Source organism: Streptomyces sp. NPDC007907 (genome assembly GCF_042959365.1).
Classification (GTDB): Bacteria; Actinomycetota; Actinomycetes; order Streptomycetales; family Streptomycetaceae; genus Streptomyces; species Streptomyces indiaensis.
In genome coordinates, this window is sequence record NZ_JBIBKR010000002.1 from 464717 (window position 1) to 484596 (window position 19880).

Sequence of the window (19880 nt, forward strand, 5' to 3'; positions counted from 1 at the left end):
CCGGGGGGGGGGCGGCCCCCCGCGCGGGGGGGCGGGCGGGGCGGGGGGGGGGGGGGGGGGGGGGGGGGGGGGGGCGGGGGGGGGGGGGGGGGGGGCCCCCCCCCCCCCCCCCCCACGGCGGGTCAGACCGTGGCCGGCAGGACGTGGTCGCCGACCTTGTCGGTGCTCAGGCACAGCGAGCAGACGACCGCGTCGTGGGTCGGGCAGGCGGCCACGTCGGGCCGCTCGAACTGCTGGCGGCACACATGGCACGCGTAGGCGACGGCACTGGGGTTGCCGTCCTCGTCCAGCAGGGGCTCGGCGATGCCGTCGTCGGTGCGGCGCAGGTAGTACCGGCCCTGGGTGACCACGGCCATCAGCGGAGTGAGGACGAAGGCGATGACGGCCGCGGCGACGGGGGAGTAGGGCTGGAGCGTGTCGCCGAGGCCGTGGAAGTACATCGCGATGGACAGCCCCGAGGCGGCGACGAACGCCACGACCCCGACGGGGTTGACGGCGTAGAGCATGCCGCGGCGGAACTCGGGGGCGTGCGGGGACAGCTTCAGCACGTACTTGTTGATGCCGATGTCGGTGGCCACGGTGACCACCCAGGCGATCGCGCAGTTCGAGTAGAAGCCCAGGATGCTGTTGAGGAAGCTGAACATGTCGGCCTCCATCAGGGCCAGCGCGAAGCCCAGGTTGACCAGGACGAAGACCATCCGGCCCGGGTAGCGCCGGGTGACCCGGGTGAAGGAGTTGGTCCAGGCGAGCGAGCCCGAGTACGCGTTCGTCACGTTGATCTTGATCTGGCTGATGACGACCAGCACCACCGCCAGCGGCACCACGAGCCAGGACGGCATCATGGCGTCGAAAGCACCCTTGAACTGCTGGATCGGCTCGGGCGCGGCGGAGGCGCCGACCTCGGCGATGATGTACACCGCGAGGAACACGCCGATGGCCTGCTTCAGCGCGCCCAGCACCACCCAGCCCGGGCCGGCCATCACCACGGCCGTCCACCAACTGCGCTTGTTCGCCTCGGTCTTGGGCGGCATGAAGCGCAGATAGTCGATCTGCTCGCCGATCTGCGCGATCAGCGACAGGCACACGCCCGCGCCGAGCAGCACGGAGGCGGTGTCGATGCCGCCGTCCCCGTCGGTTCCCGCGTAGGCGAGGAAGCGGTCGACGGTGCCCGGGTCGGTGGCGACCAGGTAGCCCAGCGGGCCGACCATCAGCAGCAGCCAGATGGGGGTCGTCCACACCTGGAGCTTGCTCAGCGCCGTCATGCCGTAGATCACCAGAGGGATCACCATCAGCGTGGAGACCAAGTAGCCCAGCCAGAGCGGCAGTCCGAGGCCCAGCTTCAGGCCCTGCGCCATGATCGAGCCTTCCAGGGCGAAGAAGATGAAGGTGAAGCTGGCGAAGATGACGCTGGTGAGCACCGAGCCGAAGTAGCCGAAGCCGGATCCGCGGGTGATCAGGTCCAGGTCGATGTTGTAGCGGGCCCCGTAGTAGGCCAGCGGGAAGCCGGTCACGAAGATGACGACGGCGGCGACGCCGATCGCGAGGAGCGCGTTGCCGGTGCCGTGGGCCAGCCCGATGCCGGCCCCGATGGAGAAGTCGGCCATGTAGGCGATGCCGCCGAGCGCGGTCGTCGCCACGACCATCGGGGTCCAGCGCCGGTAACTGCGCGGCGCGAAGCGGAGCGTGTAGTCCTCGAGGGTCTCCTTGACGGCCTGGTCCGTGCCCGGTGCTGCCTGTGGAGCGGGTTCCGGCTCGGCCACTGCGGCCAGTCGCGGCTCGGCACTCATGCCACGCCTCCTTGCTGCGGGTCGGGTACTGACAAGGCAGGCACGGTAGGCAGCGGTCGTTACCCCTCAATGCTTCCTGCGTGAAGGGAGTGTTTCGGAGCCTTCTCACCGGTCGTCGGCGTCGGTCTACGGCACCCCCAGCACGAACAGCACGTATCCCGCGTACGACCCCGAAGCCAGCGCGGCCGTCCCGAGGACCGTCGTCACGGACGGCCACCTGAGCCGGCGCATCGCGAGGGCGAGCGGGATGAACAGCGGGAAGAGCGGCAGCAGATAGCGCGAGACGTTGCCGAAGTACTGCTGGGTCGTCATCACCATGAGGTAAGACAGGACGGTGTAGACGACGAGCACGGCGGGCGGGCGCACGCGCATCAGCAGCACGGTCAGCACCGGCACCATCAGCACCACGCAGAGGCCGATGACGTCCTCGAAGGGCATCGCGAAGAGGTAGTCGAAGTGACCGACGGGGATGGACGTCAGCACGTTGAACGAGTGGACTCCCCAGTCGAACTTGTGGCCCCAGGCGCCGTCCTGGAGCTTGGAGTAGCCGTTGAGGTCGCCCATGCGGTAGTTGACCCAGCCGAGGTAGCCGAACAGGCCCAGGGGCGCGATCGCGACGGCGGCCAGGGGGCGGCGGACCCCGTCCGCACGTCGGCGCAGGGACAGCACCGCGGCGACAGCCAGGGCGGCCACCAGCGCGACCGCGGTGGGCCGGCAGAGCCCTGCCGCGCAGGTCAGCAGGCCGGCGGTCAGCCAGCGGCGGGTCATGACGGAGTGACAGGCCCACGCGGCCAGAGCCGTGTACAGGGACTCCGAGTAGCCCGACCACTCCGTGCCCGAGCCGGGCCAGACCGCCCACAGCCCGGCCGCGACCAGTCCGGCCCGGTGCCCGCCGAGGCGCGCGGTGACGGCGTGGACGCCGAGCGCGGCGGCGAACGAGGCGAGGACGGACACCGTCAGGCCGGCGCCGTACAGGCCGAGTCCGGTGCACTCCGAGACCAGCCGCATCAGGGCCGGGTACAGCGGGAAGAACGCCGCCGAGTTGCCTTCCAGCGTGATCATGCCCGTCGCGCCCGGGACCGGCTTCAGGGCGGGGTCGTACCCGTGCGCGGCGATCTGCTGGTACCACCAGCCGTCCCAGCTGGCCAGGACGTCCCAGGGGTGCTCGCCGCCGCCGAAGCGCGGGTTCTTCTTCCGGAAGTCGCCCGCCGCGTCCAGCAGATACATGAAGACGGCGAAGCCGGCCAGTTTCAGCACGCCGTACGTCAGCAGCACGGGACCGTAGCGCCCGGCGGCGGCACGCAGGCGTGGCCGGAACTCCCGCGACCTGCGCGGAACTTGGTGCGCTTCGGCGAGTGAGGGCGGGCGGCGCAGCTGGACGGTGCTCATGGGGCGGAGGGTCCTGTCGTGCGGCGGGCCGGGAAGACCCAGGCCCGGAAGAGGAGGAAGCGCAGCAGCGTCGCGGCCAGGTTGGCGACGATCAGCGTCACGAGCTCGACCCGGTGGCCGGCGCCCGGCGCGGTGTGGTGGAGCACGGCCAGCGAACCGCTCGTCAGGGACAGCCCGACCAGGAACGTGGCGAGGCCCTTGAGATGGTGACGCAGCGCTCCACCGTGGCCCTGCACACCGAAGGTGAGCCGACGGTTGGCCGCCGTGTTGGCGATCGCGCTGGCGAGCAGGGCGAGCGCGTTGGCGGCCTGCGCCCCCGCCGCCGGTCTGAGCGCGCTGTACAGCAGCACGTAGCACAAGGTGCTGGCGGCACCGACGGCGGCGAAACGCACCACCTGCCGGGCCAGACCCGTGGGCAGGTCCCCGGCGAGGTCGCCGCCGCTGCGGCGCAGCGCGGACAGCGGCAGCCTGCCGCGGGCCAGGGCCCCGCCCAGCCGGGCCATGCCGCGCAGGTCCGCCAGTGCCGTGGAGACGATGTGGACCCGGCTGTCGGGGTCGTCCACCCAGTCCACCGGCACCTCGTGGATCCGCAGGCCCGCACGCTCCGCGATGACCAGCAGCTCGGTGTCGAAGAACCATTCGCGGTCCTCCACCAGCGGCAGCAGCCGCTCGGCGACGTCCCGCCGCACCGCCTTGAACCCGCACTGCGCGTCGGAGAAGCCCACAGCGAGGGTGCCGCGCAGCAGCCCGTTGTAGCAGCGGGAGATGATCTCCCGTTTCGGTCCGCGCACCACCCGCGAGCCCCGGGCCAGCCGGGTGCCGATGGCGATGTCCGAGTGGCCCGAGATCAGCGGCGCGACCAGCGGCAGCAGCGCGGCGAGGTCGGTCGACAGGTCGACGTCCAGATACGCGAGCACCGGAGCGGGGGAGCGGGACCACGCGGTGTGCAGCGCACGGCCCCGTCCCTTCTCCGCCAGCCGGATCCAGTCCGTGCCGGGCAGTTCCGCGGCCAGCCGCGCGGCGATCAGCGGGGTGCGGTCGGTGCTGGCGTTGTCGGCGATCGTGATCCGGAACGCGTAGGGGAAGGTCTCGCCGAGGTGCGCGTGCAGGCGCCGGACGCAGGGTTCCAGGTCGTTCTCCTCGTTGTACACGGGAACGACCACGTCCAGGACCGGGTCCGGATGGTGCGCGGGCAGCGGCGCCCGGCGGGGCAACGCGGACGGCTCGGGTAGGGGGCGGTCGATCAGGGCCGACCGCCGTGCGGTGCGCATGGCGTGTCACGGTCTCTTTCTGGCGCGCCGGCATGCCGGCGCACCGGTTCCGGGCATGCCGAAGGCGCCCGTGGCGGGTGGTGCGGTGAAGGAGGCGGGGCGGCAAGCCCCTGACGTGGAGGGCCGCTCAGGCGGCTACTCGGTGGAGGCCGATGCGGAGGGTTCCCCGGAGTCCAGCACGGACGGCGGGACCGTCGTCGGTGTCGGGGAGGGCGGCGGCGCGGGCGGCGTCGTACCGGTCCGGCTCTCGGACGCCGTGGCCGTCGGTGTGGGGTCGGCCGGCCGGGTCGTCGTCCCGGACGGCGTGACGCTGCCGGTGGTGGTCGCGGGCAGGGACGTCTCGGGCTGCAGGGTCGGGGTCGGACTCGTCGCCGACGGCTCGGTCGTCGGCGTGCCGTCCGGTGAACTCGTCGGGCTCGTCGCCGGCTGCGGCCGGGGATCGGCGGGCTGCGCGCGGGTGAGCATGCCGGGCAGGAAGGCCAGTCCGACGCTCAGCCCGGCCACCGCCACCGCGGAGCCGCCCGCCTTCCACAGCATCCGCGACCGACGGCGGGCCCGGATGCCCGCGTGCAGCCGCTGCCGGTGCGCGGGCTCGTAGGGGGTGTGCTCCCGGGTGTCGTGCATGAGCCGCGACAGGTCCCGCTCGAAGTCGTCCATCGGTTCTCCTTTCACCCCACGGGCCTGACGGTGTCGGACAGGATCTGGCGGAGCCGGGCGACTCCGCGGGACGCATGGGACCGGGCGGTGCCCACCGGGCAGCCCAGGGCCTGGGCGACCTGGGCCTCGGGCAGGTCCTCGCAGTAGCGCAGCACCACCGCGGCGCGCTGCTTGGGCGACAGCTGGGCCAGCGCCGCCTCCAGCCGCGACCGTTCGGCGACGGCGGACGACACGTCGCCCGGGTCGGCCCGGTCGGGCAGCTGGTCCATGGGGCGCTCGCCCCACCAGCGCCGCCGCGCCGAGCGGGCCGCCAGCCGCACCAGCACCGTCCGGACGTACGCCTCCGGAGCCTGCTCGGCGATCTTCGGCCACGCGAACCACAGCTTGACCAAGGCCTCCTGCACCAGATCCTCGGCCCGCTGCCGATCGCCCCCCGTGAGCAGACGCCCGACATGGAGCAGCGCCGACCAACGGGCGGCCGCGAAATCGTCGAAGCCGTCCGCCCCCCGAAACTGCTCCATCCTCACCGTCCTGCGTCTCAGTGGCCCTCTACACCCCTCAAAAGACGCTGGCCCCCGCCCCACGATGCACCTGAAACCTGTGATCCACATCACCTAGGGCAGGGGTCGGCCCGGAGCATGGGAAAGGGGCCCGTGCGCAGGCACGGGCCCCTTTCCCGGGGATCACGGGCTCCTCAGGTGCGGTTGGCCTTCGGCTGGCCCGGCTGGTCGGGCGTACCGTGCGGCGGCGGGCTGTGCGGCTCCGGCGACGTCGCCGGCGACACGGGCGAGCCGCCCTGAGCGCCCTGGCCCGCCTCGGGGCGCAGGGCGTTCGGGTCGCCGGACGTCGGCTCGGCGCCCGCGTGCAGCTGGTCGAGCCGGGCGCAGAGGAGCCGGGTGACCGCCGGCCGGTCGGCGTGCGATCGCTCGTACGAGAGCAGTCGCTCGACCTCGTCCCCGGACAGCGACCGCACACGGCTCTCGAGGCTGCCGATCGGCAAGTGGTCGTAGTCAGGCAGTGGCAGGGTGCTGTGGGCGGAGTCGGCCATGGTTCTCACTTCCCTGTGACGACGTGCTCGGCGATGCCGGTGGCGGGTTCAGCGGGCTCCCGGGCCGCCGCTGCTGCCCTCGTTCCAGCGCGGGCGCTCCTGGGAGGCGCTGGTCCGGTCGCTCTGGTTTCCGTGGGTCTTCAGCTCGTGCGGCGTCAGACGCTCCTCGCTTCTCGGCATCTCGTCCGGCTCGCGGCGCTCCAGCGTCTCGCGGACGGGCCCGCCGTCGGGCAGCCTGGGCTGCTCGTCGGGCCGCGGCGGACGCCGGCGCTTGTGCCGCAGGCCCAGGATGAAGGCGCCCAGCAGCAGGGCCAGGACCACCAGACCCGTTACGACGAACCCGAAGCCGGGGGCGTCGCCGCCCGCGGCCATCTCCATCCATGCGTTAGTCATGGCCCGCGGGTACCCCTGGACCTCGCCGCGAACCCGGCACTATGAACCCGGCCCCGGCCGAGCGGCCGGTTCATACGAACCCGTCCCCCGGCCGAGCATCCGGTCCGTACGAACCCGTCCCCCCGGCCGAGCGGTCGGCCCGTTCGCGCGTGGCACTCGGCCGGAAACACCGGTTTGGCCGGCGGGGTCCCGGGCTACCCGCGCGGTGTGACTTCGACGACATCCCAGCAGGAGCTGTTCCGGTTCCTGGAGGACCGTTTCGCCTGTGCGCAGGCGTGCACGGAGTGCGCGCGGGCGTGCGCGCTGCGCGCCAGCCTCGTGGATCCCGACGGCACCGAGAACCAGGAACTCGTACGACGCAAGGGCATCATGTGCGCGGAGGTCTGCGACGCGACCTGCCGTGTGCTGTCCGAGCAGAACCAGGTGGACGAGGGCACCATCCGGGCCCAGGTGGAGTGGTGCCGGACCGTGTGCCTGGAGGCCGCCCACGTCTTCGACCGGCAGCCGGGAGCGGAGGACTCGGCGGCGGCGTGCCGCGCCTGCGCGCGGGCGTGCACGGACTTCCTCGCCACGCTCGAATGACAGACGCCATTCCCTTGACCGACGCCATTCCCAATTTCTGAAACACGTTCTACGGTGTGCGCCGACAGGACCGGTCTGGGGAGCCTGGAGGCGCCGTGCACCTCGAATACACGCCCGAGCAGCAGCGGCTGCGCACCGAACTGCGGTCCTACTTCGCCGAACTGGTCCCGGACCACGCCTACGCGCGGCACGGCGACCCGGCAGCCCAGAAGCGGTTCTACCGCGAGACCATCCGTAAGCTCGGTGCGGACGGCTGGCTCGGTGTCGGCTGGCCGAAGGAGTACGGCGGGCGCGGCCTGACGGCCATGGAGCAGTTCATCTTCTTCGACGAGGCCGCCCAGGCCGGTGTCCCGCTGCCGCTCATGGCGCTGAACACCGTCGGGCCGACGATCATGCAGTACGGCACCGACGAACAGAAGGCGTACTTCCTGCCGAAAATCCTCGCGGGCGAGATCGACTTCGCCATCGGCTACAGCGAGCCCGGCGCCGGCACCGACCTCGCGTCCCTGCGCACACGGGCCGTACGGGAAGGTGACCACTACGTCGTCGACGGCCAGAAGATCTGGACCACCAACGGCGACACGGCCGACTGGGTCTGGCTGGCGGTCCGGACGGATCCCGACGCCCCGCCCCACAAGGGCATCACCATGCTCCTGGTGCCGACCACCGACCCCGGCTACTCCTGCACCCTGATCAACACCCTCGCCTCGCACGACACCACCGCCAGCTACTACGAGAACGTGCGTGTCCCCGTCGCGCACCGGGTCGGCGCCGAGAACCAGGGCTGGCGGCTGATCACCAACCAGCTCAACCACGAACGCGTGACCCTGGCCGCCCACGGCACCATGGCGATCCGCGCCCTGCACGACGTGCGGCGCTGGGCGCAGGAGACCAAGCTCGTCGACGGCCGCCGCGTCGCCGACCTGCCCTGGGTGCGCCGCCTGCTGGCCCGCACCCACGCCCGGCTCGACGCGCTCAAACTGCTCAACTGGCAAATGGTCGGCGCGGTCCAGGACGGCACCCTCACCCCCCAGGACGCCTCCGCGGTCAAGGTCTACGGCTCGGAGGCCCGGCGTGAGGCCTACGCCTGGCTCATGGAGATCGTCGCGGCCCCGGGTGCCCTGAAGGAGGGCTCGGCCGGTGCGGTCCTGCACGGCGAACTGGAACGCGGCTACCGCTCGGCCGTCATCTTCACCTTCGGCGGCGGCAACAACGAGATCCAGCGCGAGATCATCTCGTGGATCGGGCTGGGGATGCCGAGGGTGCGGCGCTAGGAGTGCTGTCCCGACAGGTTGGTGACGCGGCCGGCTGGTGGTCGGACCGGCCCTGCCGGGCGACACGCAGCACGCGCCTATCGGTGACGCGCTACTGTCAAACAAGCGCTTGCGGGCGATTCTCACGGCGTGTTCGCACCCGTGTTCCGCGCGTCGGGATGCGCGGCACTAGATGTTCTGGAACGCGCTCGGCAGTTGGGACATGACGTCCTGGAACTCCTTGCCGGGGACGGCCTCTCCCAGAGTCATGAAAACCGCCGCAACGCTCCTGCGCGCCACGGTCTCATCGACGCCCGCACGCTCACTCACTCGCCGGACGAACTCGTCGACCCCTATTTTCTGCGCGACATCCTCCGGTGGCATCAGGGGCGGGGCGATCTCGGCGGGCAGGACGCCGGCCAAGTCCCTGGCCTCGCCGCCGGTGATCCGCTCGGCCGGCGTCAGCATCGTGGTTCGGGTCAGCTCGCCTCCTGCCCGGCCAGGTCCCCCGGCTCAGACCGGCAAACCGAGGGAAAACCGGCGGTGTAGGAGGTGAGTGAGCGGCCCCTGCCGGTTACCCGGGTGCCCCAGGATTGCGGATTCCGATGAGGGAGAAGAGGCCATGACCCACAGTACGAGCGCCCGGGACGTGGTGGAGGCCATCAAGGACGTCGACTTCCCCGCCGGCAAGGACAGGCTGATCGAAGCGGCGAGCCAGTCGGGCGCCGCGCCGGATGTGGTGAAGGCGCTGCGCGCCATCCCGGCCGAGCAGTACGCCAACCGTGAGGAGGTGGCCCGGTCGGTGCGCGTGGACCCGGACTCCGACCTGGGGCTGAGCCCGGCGCAGCGCGCCGAGCAGGCCCGCAGGGGCGGCCGGCCGGGACAGTCCCAGCATCTGCGCGACGTACCGAAACCGCCGGTCGAGGAGGAGCTGGACAGCTGACGGGCGGGGCAGCCTGCCGGCTGATGCGGGCGGCGAACTTCTCGGCGGCGCACACCCTTGGGGCCGACCACCTGTCGTCTCCCCACCGCCCGCTCGTGATACGGAGCGGGCATACACCGTCGTCGGCCAGGGGCGGTGTGGCACCCGCCCGCCGTAGCTGCCCTGACCCGGTCCTGGTTCCCCTGCCGAACACCGGGGCAGCTGTCGACATGCACACCCGACGGGAAACGGTGTCGTATTGAGCATTTGATTCTTTTTCAGACCCCGCTGAGACGATTCCTCCCAGCATGTCTCCGAGTGCTCGGCGACCACCACGCCGCGCCAGCCTTGGGTGTGTGGGTTGGTGCTCTGAAGGGCGTCCACGCCCATCCGAAATGTTCGACGACGTCGGCTGGCGTGAAGCGGGTCCCGTGTCCCGCGCCGCCCTCTGGGCACTCGGCTTTCACTCGTCATGAATGAGGAGGAATCGTGCAACTGACATTCCTTGAGCCACTGCTCGACCGGCGCGGTCCGTGGGCCACCGTGTACTTCGACCCGGCTCAGAACGACGAGTCGGGAGCCAAAGAGCGCGAGCTGATCGTTCGGGACGCCTGTCGGACGCTGGAGGAAGAGGGCGCTGACTCGGCGACCGTCCAGGCGGTCCGCGAGGCCCTGACGGATATCACGCCCCAGCAAGACCCCGCGGGCCGGGTGATCTTCGCCGCTGGAGGCGAAGTGGCGCTCAGCTGCCGCCTCTCCCGACCGCCGCAAAACGCGATCGCCTGCTGGGCACCCTTGCCGCGCCTCGCGCCGCTGCTGGAGCTGGCCGGGCAGGACCCGCTCTGCCTCGTGGCGTACATCGACCGGACCGGCGCCGACTTCGAACTGCGCGGGGCGGCCGGCCCTAAGGACGCCGGGAGCGTCGAGGGGCGCCAGAGGCCGATCCACCGCACGGCCTCTGCCGACTGGTCCGAGCGGCATTTCCAGCTGAAGGTGGAGAACACCTGGGACCACAATGCCGGCGAGATCGCCGCAGCTCTCGGCTCCGCGTATGAGGAGTCCGGCGCCGAGCTCGTCGTGCTGGTCGGTGACGTCCGCGAGCGCCCCGCCGTACTCGAGAGGCTTCCCGAGGCCGTCCGCGAGGTTACGGTGGCCACGGAGCACGGCGGACGCGCCGCCGGCTCTTCCTCCCCCGCTCTCGAAGAGGCCATCGAGCAGGCCCGCCGGGAGCACGCACATCGGCGCGTGGAGAAGGCACTCGACCGTTTCCGCGCCGGGCGGTCGGACACCGGCAGCCCGGCGGACGCGGTGGAAGGCGTTCCGGCGCTGGTGGAAGCGGCTCAGGAGCACCGCATCGACACCCTCCTCATCCGTGCCGACGGTCCGGAGTTGGCCGCCGAGGCATGGGTGGGTGCCGCGCCGGATCAGGTGGCGGTGCGCTTTACCGACGCGCAGACCCTCGGGGAAGGCGATCCCGTCGCCGTGCGCGCCGACGACGCGCTGTTGCGGGCCGCCGCCGCCACGGCTGCAGACGTGCTGTTCGTTACTCCCGCAGACGGGGAGGGAGCGGACGTGCCCACGGGCGGCCTCGGCGCCCTGCTGCGGTGGACGCACGAACCCGCGGCGTAAGGAGCCAGGCTACGGAGGTGTATGGACATGGAACGAGGCAGCAACCCGGTCGGTCCCCGTAAGGACGACGAGATGAAGCACGAGCTGGAAGGGCAGCTGCGCGCCGGCCGGCCCACGCACGTGGAGGAGGCCACCGACCCCGAGCCGCCGGCCGACGACGACATCCGGGTCGACCCGGGCGGCCCCGTCCCGCCACCCGGTGAGGAACGTGAACGGGCCCTGGCAGCCGCCGAAGCGGACTCCCTGCGGCTCGAACTGGCGCGCCACCTGGAGCGCACCGCTTTCCCGGCAGACCGTCAGGGGCTGCTGGACGTCCTCGAAGCTCACCACGCGCCGGACCCCCTGTTGGAGGCGGTGCGGCAACTCCCGGAAAGCGGCGAGTACGCCAATGTGACCGAGATTGTCGAGGCGCTCGGCGGCGAGCCCACGGTGTGAATCGCCACCGGCCCGCCATGGCGAGCGCGATCGACCGGCTCGTGGGTCAGCCCAGCACTTCTGCGATCGGGGCGTCCGCGTCCACGTAGCGCACGAGCTTGCGGTTCGCGAATTCCACCATGCCCGCGTCGCCGAGTTCGCGCCCGTAGCCGGAGCGCTTTATGCCGCCGAAGGGCAGCTCCGGCCGGGACGCGGTCGGGTGGTTGATCCATACCATGCCCGCCTCCAGCCGGTCCGCGACTCCGCGCGCGCGTTCCGGATCGGCGGCGAAGACCGCGCCTCCCAGGCCGTAGGGGGAGGTATTGGCCAGTGCCACGGCCTCGTCCTCGTCGGCGACCCGGTACACCGTGGCGACGGGGCCGAAGAGCTCTTCCCGGTAGGCCCGCATGTCCGGTGTGACATCGGTGAGAAGGGTCGGCTCGACGAAGGCGCCCGGCAGGTCGGGCCGCCCACCGCCCAGTACCACCGTGGCTCCCCTGTCCACCGCATCACGAACCTGCTCCATAAGGAGTTCGGCCGCGGACTCGGAGGACAGCGGGCCGAGCGTGGTCGCGGGGTCGGCCGGATCTCCCGGTCGCACCTCGCTCATCCGGTCACGCAGCCCGGCGACGAAGGCGTCGTACACGTCCGCAAGGGCGATGAAGCGCTTGGCCGCCACGCAGCACTGCCCGGTATTGCCCATCCGGCCGAGGAACGCGGCGTACACGGTGCGCTCGAGGTGGTGATCGTCCAGCACGATGAAGGGATCACTGCCACCCAGCTCGAGGACGGACTTCTTGACATTGCGGCCGGCGATCTCGCCCAAGCTCACGCCCGCCCGCTCGCTTCCGGTCAGTGACGCTCCCTGCACTCGAGAGTCATCGATGATCTCCCCGACGTCTCTGCCCCGCACGAAAAGATTGGTGTAGACCCCGGGCGGCGCACCCGCATCCGTGAACAACTGCTCGAGTGCCAGTGCGGACTGCGGGCAGCTACTCGCGTGCTTGAGCAGGATCGTGTTGCCGAGGACGAGGTTCGGACCCGCGAATCGGACGACCTGGTACAGCGGGAAGTTCCACGGCATCACACCGAGAAGGACGCCGAGCGGCTCGTTCACCAGCACGGCCGTGCCCTCGGGCACCGGCAGGGGCTGTTCTTCCAGCAGCTCGGGGCCCTGCTCGCCGTAGTAGGTGAGGATGTCGGATGCGAGATCGACCTCTGCACGGCTCGAGTCGATCAGCTTGCCGACCTCAAGGGTCAGGAGGTGCGCCAGTTCCTCCTTGCGCTCCCTCATGAGCCGGCCGGCGCGTTGCACGAGGGCCCCCCGGTCGGCCTTCGACCGGGCACGCCAGTTCGGGAAGCTGTGATGCGCCGCGTCGATCGCGCGCCCCACGTCCTCCGCGCTCAGCGCCGGGAACTCACGAACCCTTTCACCGGTGTACGGGTTGACCGTCGCGATGGGGCTTCCCTGGGCAGTGACATGGGCGTCCATGACGCCTCCCTGGAGTCGGGGCCCCCGGGTTTCCACGCCCGGACCCGCTCACACGTGCTGATTCGCCCTTGCCACAGCAAGTTGTGGCACCCGGGTCCGCTGTGGTTCACGTCGCATGCACAGAGTCGCCGCCCGAATTCGCCACGTCGGCGCTCTCATGGAGTGCCTCATCGGCGCGCGGGCGCGGGCCGGGTCGGCGTGGCAGGCTTGCAGGGGTCCGCGCCGTTCGATCACAACACAGCAGCGAAGGAGGACGACCCATGGATGAGCAGGAATTCGTCCGTACCGTCGCCGAGCGCACCGGACTGAGCCGGCAGGAGGCGGGGGACCTGACCTGGGCCACGCTCGAGACGCTGGCCCACAGGCTGAGCCCGGGGGAGGCCAGAGACCTGATCACCGAGCTCCCCGAGGGCCTCGCGGAGGCGGTGCGCCGGGGAACCACGGACCGCATCGAACGCTTCGGCCACCACGACAGCGTGCGGCGCGTGGCCGAACGCACCATGCTCAAGGAGGAAGAAGCCGACCGGGGTGTGCGGGCCGTACTGGTCGTACTCCGGGAGGCGATCAGCGAGAAGGAGTTCGACGACCTGATGTCGCAGCTCGGAACGGACTTCTCCCAGCACCTCGAATCCGCCGGCTGACCCTGGGACCTTCGGCACGGCGCCCGTGGTGGCCGGAGCGAAGCGGACGCGAGCGGCCGGACACCACCGTCGGGTGACGCCCGGCCTGCAGCCCGGGCGTCACAGGGCGACGACGTGGAGGTCGACCAGGCCGACCAGCGCCCCCAGGGCAGAGCGGGGCCGCCGCAGTGATGCCCGAGACGCAGCCGTTCCCTTTCCGAAGCTTTGCCACTGCGTGGCGTGGGACCTGAGGCAGCCGCCGAAGGGTGCGTCGTGCGTGGGGGTGGCGGGCTGATGCGCGTCACGCTGCATGCGCCTCAGCAGGGGCCATCTCCATGCTCCGGATGTGGGCCACACCCCTGCCTGCTCCCGGCGTGCGGAAAAGCGGAGGGCCCCATGGACCTCCGAGCGCAAGTGGCTTTCCGCCGCCGCGTCTCCGGTGTTGCAAGCTCGTCGGGGCGCCCCGACACAGTCCCGCTTCCCCGAGTTGGTCATGTCGTCCGGCCCGTTCGAGGCGCTGCGACGCCGCGCGGCTTCCCGCGCAGGGACGGCCGTACGGCTGGCCGGGGGATGCCCGCGCATTTCATGCTGCTCTGCCAGGGCAGGAGGGCGTGTTCTTTTTCGGCCTGGGGTGCGGAGGCGCTCAGCAGGCGGGCTCTGCGAATCTCGACCGGTAACAGCCGATGGCGGCGCCGGCGGGAGCGAACGACGCCGTCCGGTTCCCGCTGAGGAGGCGAGAGGCATGACCGTGATGGGTGTGTCGAAATTCGAGAGGTTCTTCCGCGCCGCCGCAGGCATCGACGTGGACAAGAACGACCTGAAGCGGTACGGCGACTTCGTCGACGCGAAGCTCTACGACCTCCTGGTCGTCGGCCAGGCGTCGGCCAAGGCCAACGGCCGGGACACCGTCGAACCGTGGGACCTACCGATCACCAAGGGCCTCCAGGAGAGCATCCACCGGTTCCGGCGGCTCGACGAGGAGGTCGACCTGAAGCCGATCCTGGAACAACTCGCCGCGCACCCTCCCCTCGACAGGACCCCCACGCAGGAGACCGAGGAGCGCTACCCGGAGATCATCGGCGGTCTCAGTGTCGCCCTGGCCGAGACGTTCAAAATCATGTATTCGGATGTCAAGAACCCGCAGACCAGCCACTGGGACGGCGTGACCGCGGTGTTCGACCGGCTGCTGTAGCAGTCGCGCCCCGGCGCAGGTCGCCGATCGTGACGCGCTCGCCTCGTACAACCAGAGACTCGTGAAGGGAGCCGTACCGTGACACAGGAACTCCAGGGGATGCGGGTGGCAATCCTGGCAACCGACGGCGTCGAACGCGTGGAACTCGACCAGCCGCGCGGTGCGTTGCTGGGCGCAGGGGCGAAGACCGAGGTCCTCTCGCTCCATCACGGCGAGATCCAGGCCCGCCAGTTCGACCTGAACCCGGCGGGAACCTTCCCCGTGGACCGTCTGGTCGCCGACGCCTCCGTCGACGACTACCAGGCCCTGCTCCTGCCCGGCGGCACCATGAACCCCGACCAGCTGCGCATGGACCGCGACGCGGTGCAGTTCGTCCGGGACTTCATGGCCAGCGGGAAACCGGTCGCATCGATCTGCCACGGCCCGTGGACCCTGGCGGAAGCCGACGCCGTGCGCGGCCGACGCCTGACGTCCTGGCCCAGCATCCGCACCGACCTGCGCAACGCCGGCGCGGAGGTCGTCGCCGACCAGGAGGTGGTCGTCGACGGACAGCTGATCACCAGCCGCGGCCCGGCCGACCTGCCCGCCTTCTGCGCCGCCGTCGTGGAGCAGTTCGCCCGGGCGCACCATCCCATGCCCGGCTGAACCGCCCATGCCCGGCTGAACCAGGGGCCAGGCCTGGACGCGCGGCGAGAGCAGGCGGTGCACGCTTGCTCCCACGGCGATGGGGACAGACAGCGGAGTCGGCCGGCCCTGCGGGGCGTGGGCGCCTCAACCGGGACCGCCCAGCATGATCTTCCACACCCGGGTCGCGACCTGCAGGTTGAGGCGGTCCTCCACGTTCGTGAGGTCATGGCCGCTGATCTCGCGGATGCGCTGGAGCCGGTAGCGAAGCGTGCTGCGGTGGATCGTGAGGGACTCGGCGGTCTCGGCGTAGTTGCCGCCGCAGTCGAAGTACCGGGACAGAGTCTCCACGAGCGCCGCACGGTGCAGGCTGTCGTAGTCGACGAGCTGTCCGAGCCATTCCCGAACGAACCCCTCCAGCTCCTGGTAGTCGTTCCCAGGTCCCAGGATGCGGTAGAGGCCCAGATCGTCGAAGAACGTCGTGCCGTACCGGCTGAGAGACCGGCGGCGTACCTCCAGGGCCCGCAGGGCTTCCTGGTAGCGGCCGGGGATACCGTCCGGGGTGTCGCAGCGGGCGCTCACCCCGATCGTCCCGTCCGGTGTGCCGGTCTCCCGGGCAAGCGCCTCGTACAAGGCGTGGTCGTCGGGCCTGCCCTCGGCGACCAGGACCACGTGGTCGGAGCGCCGAGTCACCAATGACCGCATGCCCACGGCCGAGGCCGCCCGGCCCACGGTCCGCGCGAAAGCGTCGTCGGAGACCTTGCTCCTCCACTGCACGACGACCACGTACTGGATGCGGTGCAGGTCGTGTCCGAACGCCTCGGACCGGGCGTAGGCGCTCGCCTCGTCCGCGCCCGCCAGGAGATCGTCGACCAGTTCGCGGCGCAGTCGCAGCTCCACACCCGCCAGATGGCGCAGGTGGGACAGTTCGAGGGAGAGTGACGTGGCGGCGTGCTCCAGAGCGAACACGGTGTACGCGTCGGCCTCGTCCCGGGGATCGACCAGGGCCAGCACTCCGAGGACCTCACCGCGTGGGCGTATCACGGAGATGAGCCGGTCCTTGATCCGCACGGGTCCGCTTCTCCGGGCGACCCCCTGGAGCATCTCCTCATGGCGTGCGGGGTCCGGTTCCGGATAGGGGTCGGGCCGGCCGGGACCGGCCCAGGACCGCAGTCGGCCGAAGCGGTCCTCCACCAGCACCGGAAATCCGGTGAGCTCATGCAGTGCGCTGGTGATGGCCTCCTCGCCGCCGCCCGAGGCCGCGACCTCGGTGAGCGCGTCGCGCACGGTCCGCTGATATCCCGCCTCGACCACAAGGGAGATCAGCCGCTGCTGGAGGGTTGCTCGTTCTCGTCGCAGTCGGTGCAGCTCCAGCGCGTCTTCCTGCTGGCGGCGCTGCGCGACGGCGGCCGACAGGGCCGCAGCGGTGAGGCGTACCAGTACGGCGAGCAGGAAGTGCTGGGCACGGGTGGGCCGGAAGCGAGACGTCACGACGAGGTAGCCGTGCAGTCCACCGGGCCCGTGCAGGGCCAGTGCCCGGCCCCGTGACCGGCCGGGAACGGCCACGGGGCCGTCCCGCCCCGTCAGCTCTCGCACCGTCCGGTCGACGGCTGCCGCAGGGTCCGGCCTGCCCTGCGGTCTGGGGACCAGCTGGCCGTGCACCCTGAGGTATCCGGCCTCGGCTCGGTACGGGCCGACAGCCGACACGTGGTCCATGGCCAGGCGCAGGATCTCGCTTTCGTTCCGGGTCTCGAACAGGGCGCGGAAGACTGCCAGCAGTTCGTGGGGAGGCCGGGGCGGCCGGGCCGGGAAGGTGTGGGCGGGAACCTTTCCACGACGCCGTTGGATGCTGCCCGGACGGCTCCATGGAGGGCTGCCTTCCTGGCCGGGACGGCCTCGGGGCACGTTAGGGGCCCAGCGTCCGACCATGGGATCACTCCCTTTTCCGAGCCCACAGAGTGGTGGGCGGCGTTCGCGTACCCCGCTGCGACCGGCTCACCCCACGTCTTCGGAGTTTTCGCCTCGTGCTCGCGGGGGGACGGGCTCCGTGGTTCTTTGACCTGCCGGACGCAGGCGCAGAGCTCCCCGGTTCGCGAGTCTGGGGCATGCCGGGGGCCGCCGTGGATACCGGCAGGAAGGACTGGGCGATGACCGAGCAGCCTCGTAGGCCCGTTGCCACGTACGAGACGTACCAGGAAGCCGAACGCGCCGTCGACCACCTCTCGGACCAGGGATTTCCCGTGGAGAGGGTGGCCATCATCGGCCAGGACGTCCGCCTCGTCGAGCAGGTCGTCGGACGCATGGACTACGGCCGGGCCGCCCTGCACGGTGCGGCGAGCGGGGCCCTTCCCGGTGCGCTGATCGGCTGGCTCTTCGGCTTGTTCGACTGGGTGGACCCGCTCGTCTCCGCCCTGCTCGTCGCCCTCTACGGCTTGATCTTCGGGGCGATCGTGGGCGCGCTGTTCGGTCTGCTGCTGTACGCCCTGCAGGGCGGCCGCCGGGACTTCGCCTCGGTCCGCTCGATGCAGCCCAGCCGGTACGACGTCGTCGTGGACGAAGCGGTGGCCGACGAGGCCGTACGGCTGCTCGGCGGGCTGCAGGCCACCGGCGTCGGCGGACGTACCGCCCCTACGTGAACGATCGGATCCGCAGGTGCGGCGCAGGCCGCCGCACCGGGAGGAGCTCCTCATGGCCAAGGCAGTGGGCATCGACCTGGGCACCACGAACTCGGTGATCGCCGTGTGGGAGGGCGGCGAACCCTCCGTCGTGCCCAACAGCGAAGGCAACCGTACGACACCGTCCGTGGTGGCCTTCACCGACACCGGGGAACGGCTGGTGGGCCAGCTGGCCCGGCGCCAGGCGATCCTCAACCCCAAGGGCACCATCTACTCGGCGAAGCGGTTCATCGGCCGGCACTTCGACGAGATCTCGGACGAGGCCAGGGCGGTGGCGTACGACGTCGTCGAGGGTCCGGGCGGCGTCGCCCGCTTCAAGGTGCGCGACAAGCTCTACGCGCCCGAGGAGATCAGCGCCCAGGTACTGCGCAAACTCGCCGACGACGCCTCCAAGCAACTCGGGGAACGGGTCACGGAGGCGGTCATCACCGTGCCCGCCTACTTCAACGACGCCCAGCGAACCGCCACCAAGGACGCCGGGCGGATCGCGGGACTGGAGGTGCTGCGGATCATCAACGAGCCGACCGCGGCCGCTCTCGCGTACGGCATGGACAAGAAGCAGCACGAGACCGTCCTCGTCTTCGACCTGGGCGGAGGCACCTTCGACGTGAGCATCCTCGACGTCGGCGACGGCGTGGTGGAGGTGCGTTCGACGGCGGGCGACAGTCACCTGGGCGGTGACGACTTCGACCGGCGTCTGGTGGATTACCTCGCGGACGACTTCCAGAAGGAGAACGGCATCGACCTGCGCAAGGACCCGCAGGCCCTGCAGCGCCTGTTCGAGGCGGCGGAGAAGGCCAAGACCGAGCTGAGCTCGGTGACGCAGACGCAGGTCAGCCTGCCGTTCATCACGGCCGATGCCTCGGGGCCCAAGCATCTGACCGACTCGGTCATGCGGTCCACGTTCGAGCAGATCACCAGCGATCTGGTGGAGCGGTGCCTGGAACCGGTCAAGCAGGCCATGGCCGACGCCAAGGTCGGCGAGAGCGACATCGACGAGGTCATCCTCGTCGGCGGTTCCACCCGCATCCCCGCCGTCCAGGCCCTCGTGCGCCGGCTGACCGGCGGCAAGGAACCCAACATGAGTGTCAACCCCGACGAGGTCGTGGCCCTGGGTGCCGCGATCCAGGCCGGGGTGCTCAAGGGCGAGGTCAAGGACGTCCTGCTGCTCGACGTCACGCCCCTGTCCCTGGGTGTCGAGACACGCGGCGGCGTCATGACAAAGATCATCGAGCGGAACACCACCATCCCCGTGCGCCGCACCGAGACCTTCTCCACCGCCGAGGACAACCAGCCCGCCGTCGACATCGTCGTCCTCCAGGGCGAGCGCGAACGGGCCGCCGACAACCGGGTGCTCGGCCGCTTCCAGCTCACCGACATCCGCCCGGCGCCGCGCGGCGAACCTCAGATCGAGGTCACCTTCGACGTCGACGCCAACGGCATTCTCAACGTCAAGGCCCGCGACCAGGACACCGGCAAGGAACAGGGCATCACCATCACCGAGAGCTCCAACCTCGACCGCGGCGAGGTCGAACGCATGGTCCAGGAGGCCGAGCGCAACCAGGGCGAGGACCAGGCCCTGCGCGAGGCCGTCGACGCCCGCAACGAGCTCGACGCTGTCGCGTACCAGGTCGACAAGCTCCTCGCCGAGCTGGGCGACGCCGCACCCGCGCACGAGAAGGCACGCGCCGAGATGCTGGTGTCGGACGCCCGGGCGGCGGTCAAGGAGGAGGCAGGCGTGGAGCGGGTGCGTCCCCTGACCTCCGAACTCCAGCAGGTGCTGGCAGGGCTGGCGGCCCATCAGGGCGCCGCCGCCACGGGCGGTCCCGGTCAGGACACCACCGGGGGCGGCGCGACCGACGGCGGGACGAGCGGCGGTGGCGGTGACGACGACGTCATCGATGCCGAGTTCGACAAGGGCTGAGGAACCGT

General features: G+C 70.9%; 20 protein-coding genes. 10 read left to right on the forward strand and 10 right to left on the reverse strand.

Features of this window, described 5'->3' with window-relative positions; genetic code table 11:
• Positions 1-122: 122 nt before the first annotated feature.
• From ACFZDI_RS08120 to ACFZDI_RS08150, 7 genes are all read right to left on the reverse strand, one after another.
• Positions 123-1787 (reverse strand): purine-cytosine permease family protein, encoded by a 1665-nt coding sequence (locus ACFZDI_RS08120; RefSeq protein WP_391248623.1) that lies wholly within the window; start codon positions 1785-1787, stop codon positions 123-125.
• Between the two features lie 126 nt (positions 1788-1913).
• Positions 1914-3176, reverse strand: a complete 1263-nt coding sequence (locus tag ACFZDI_RS08125) for a hypothetical protein (protein WP_391248625.1) — start codon at positions 3174-3176, stop codon at positions 1914-1916.
• Entirely contained in the window at positions 3173-4447 is a 1275-nt protein-coding gene (locus ACFZDI_RS08130; RefSeq protein ID WP_391248627.1) for a glycosyltransferase, read from the reverse strand. The genes ACFZDI_RS08125 and ACFZDI_RS08130 overlap by 4 nt, the downstream gene beginning before the upstream one ends.
• Before the next feature lie 135 nt (positions 4448-4582).
• On the reverse strand, positions 4583-5104 hold the full coding sequence (locus ACFZDI_RS08135) for a cellulase (protein ID WP_391248629.1): 522 nt from the start codon (positions 5102-5104) through the stop codon (positions 4583-4585).
• 11 nt (positions 5105-5115) lie between these two features.
• Complete coding sequence (locus ACFZDI_RS08140; protein WP_391248631.1) at positions 5116-5625, reverse strand: SigE family RNA polymerase sigma factor; 510 nt, start codon at positions 5623-5625, stop codon at positions 5116-5118.
• A gap of 173 nt (positions 5626-5798) precedes the next feature.
• Positions 5799-6152, reverse strand: coding sequence for a hypothetical protein (locus ACFZDI_RS08145; protein ID WP_391248635.1), 354 nt, complete (start codon positions 6150-6152; stop codon positions 5799-5801).
• Between the two features lie 48 nt (positions 6153-6200).
• Positions 6201-6545: a DUF6479 family protein gene (locus ACFZDI_RS08150; RefSeq protein ID WP_391248637.1), complete on the reverse strand. Its 345-nt coding sequence runs from the start codon at positions 6543-6545 to the stop codon at positions 6201-6203.
• A 207-nt stretch (positions 6546-6752) separates the two neighbouring features.
• Here ACFZDI_RS08150 and ACFZDI_RS08155 point away from each other — a divergent pair, with 207 nt between their 5' ends.
• A complete protein-coding gene (locus ACFZDI_RS08155; RefSeq protein WP_234846261.1) occupies positions 6753-7127 on the forward strand; it encodes a ferredoxin in 375 nt (124 codons plus the stop codon).
• Positions 7128-7222: 95 nt separating this feature from the next.
• A complete protein-coding gene (locus ACFZDI_RS08160) occupies positions 7223-8401 on the forward strand; it encodes an acyl-CoA dehydrogenase family protein (protein ID WP_391248639.1) in 1179 nt (392 codons plus the stop codon).
• A 168-nt stretch (positions 8402-8569) separates the two neighbouring features.
• Here ACFZDI_RS08160 and ACFZDI_RS08165 read toward each other — a convergent pair whose 3' ends face one another.
• Positions 8570-8863, reverse strand: a complete 294-nt coding sequence (locus tag ACFZDI_RS08165; protein WP_391249499.1) for a DUF2267 domain-containing protein — start codon at positions 8861-8863, stop codon at positions 8570-8572.
• A gap of 139 nt (positions 8864-9002) precedes the next feature.
• Between ACFZDI_RS08165 and ACFZDI_RS08170 the strand changes: the two genes are divergently transcribed.
• From ACFZDI_RS08170 to ACFZDI_RS08180, 3 genes are all read left to right on the forward strand, one after another.
• Positions 9003-9323: a DUF2795 domain-containing protein gene (locus ACFZDI_RS08170; RefSeq protein WP_234846259.1), complete on the forward strand. Its 321-nt coding sequence runs from the start codon at positions 9003-9005 to the stop codon at positions 9321-9323.
• A gap of 468 nt (positions 9324-9791) precedes the next feature.
• Positions 9792-10931 (forward strand): Vms1/Ankzf1 family peptidyl-tRNA hydrolase, encoded by a 1140-nt coding sequence (locus ACFZDI_RS08175; RefSeq protein ID WP_391248641.1) that lies wholly within the window; start codon positions 9792-9794, stop codon positions 10929-10931.
• A 27-nt stretch (positions 10932-10958) separates the two neighbouring features.
• Positions 10959-11366: a DUF2795 domain-containing protein gene (locus ACFZDI_RS08180; RefSeq protein WP_391248643.1), complete on the forward strand. Its 408-nt coding sequence runs from the start codon at positions 10959-10961 to the stop codon at positions 11364-11366.
• Positions 11367-11412: 46 nt separating this feature from the next.
• On the opposite strand, the gene ACFZDI_RS08185 is transcribed toward ACFZDI_RS08180, so the two are convergent.
• A complete protein-coding gene (locus ACFZDI_RS08185; RefSeq protein WP_391248645.1) occupies positions 11413-12837 on the reverse strand; it encodes an aldehyde dehydrogenase family protein in 1425 nt (474 codons plus the stop codon).
• A 260-nt stretch (positions 12838-13097) separates the two neighbouring features.
• On the opposite strand from ACFZDI_RS08185, the gene ACFZDI_RS08190 reads away from it, so the two are divergent.
• From ACFZDI_RS08190 to ACFZDI_RS08200, 3 genes are all read left to right on the forward strand, one after another.
• A complete protein-coding gene (locus tag ACFZDI_RS08190; protein WP_234846255.1) occupies positions 13098-13478 on the forward strand; it encodes a DUF2267 domain-containing protein in 381 nt (126 codons plus the stop codon).
• Positions 13479-14199: 721 nt separating this feature from the next.
• Positions 14200-14649 (forward strand): DUF1931 family protein, encoded by a 450-nt coding sequence (locus ACFZDI_RS08195; protein ID WP_391248648.1) that lies wholly within the window; start codon positions 14200-14202, stop codon positions 14647-14649.
• Between the two features lie 78 nt (positions 14650-14727).
• Entirely contained in the window at positions 14728-15294 is a 567-nt protein-coding gene (locus tag ACFZDI_RS08200; RefSeq protein ID WP_391248650.1) for a DJ-1/PfpI/YhbO family deglycase/protease, read from the forward strand.
• A gap of 126 nt (positions 15295-15420) precedes the next feature.
• Here ACFZDI_RS08200 and ACFZDI_RS08205 read toward each other — a convergent pair whose 3' ends face one another.
• Complete coding sequence (locus tag ACFZDI_RS08205) at positions 15421-16989, reverse strand: helix-turn-helix domain-containing protein (protein WP_391248652.1); 1569 nt, start codon at positions 16987-16989, stop codon at positions 15421-15423.
• A gap of 431 nt (positions 16990-17420) precedes the next feature.
• On the opposite strand from ACFZDI_RS08205, the gene ACFZDI_RS08210 reads away from it, so the two are divergent.
• Together ACFZDI_RS08210 and dnaK are read left to right on the forward strand one after the other, a co-directional pair.
• Positions 17421-17909: a general stress protein gene (locus tag ACFZDI_RS08210; RefSeq protein ID WP_234846251.1), complete on the forward strand. Its 489-nt coding sequence runs from the start codon at positions 17421-17423 to the stop codon at positions 17907-17909.
• Positions 17910-17961: 52 nt separating this feature from the next.
• Positions 17962-19872: a molecular chaperone DnaK gene (gene dnaK / locus ACFZDI_RS08215; RefSeq protein WP_391248654.1), complete on the forward strand. Its 1911-nt coding sequence runs from the start codon at positions 17962-17964 to the stop codon at positions 19870-19872.
• The last annotated feature ends 8 nt before the right edge of the window (positions 19873-19880 follow it).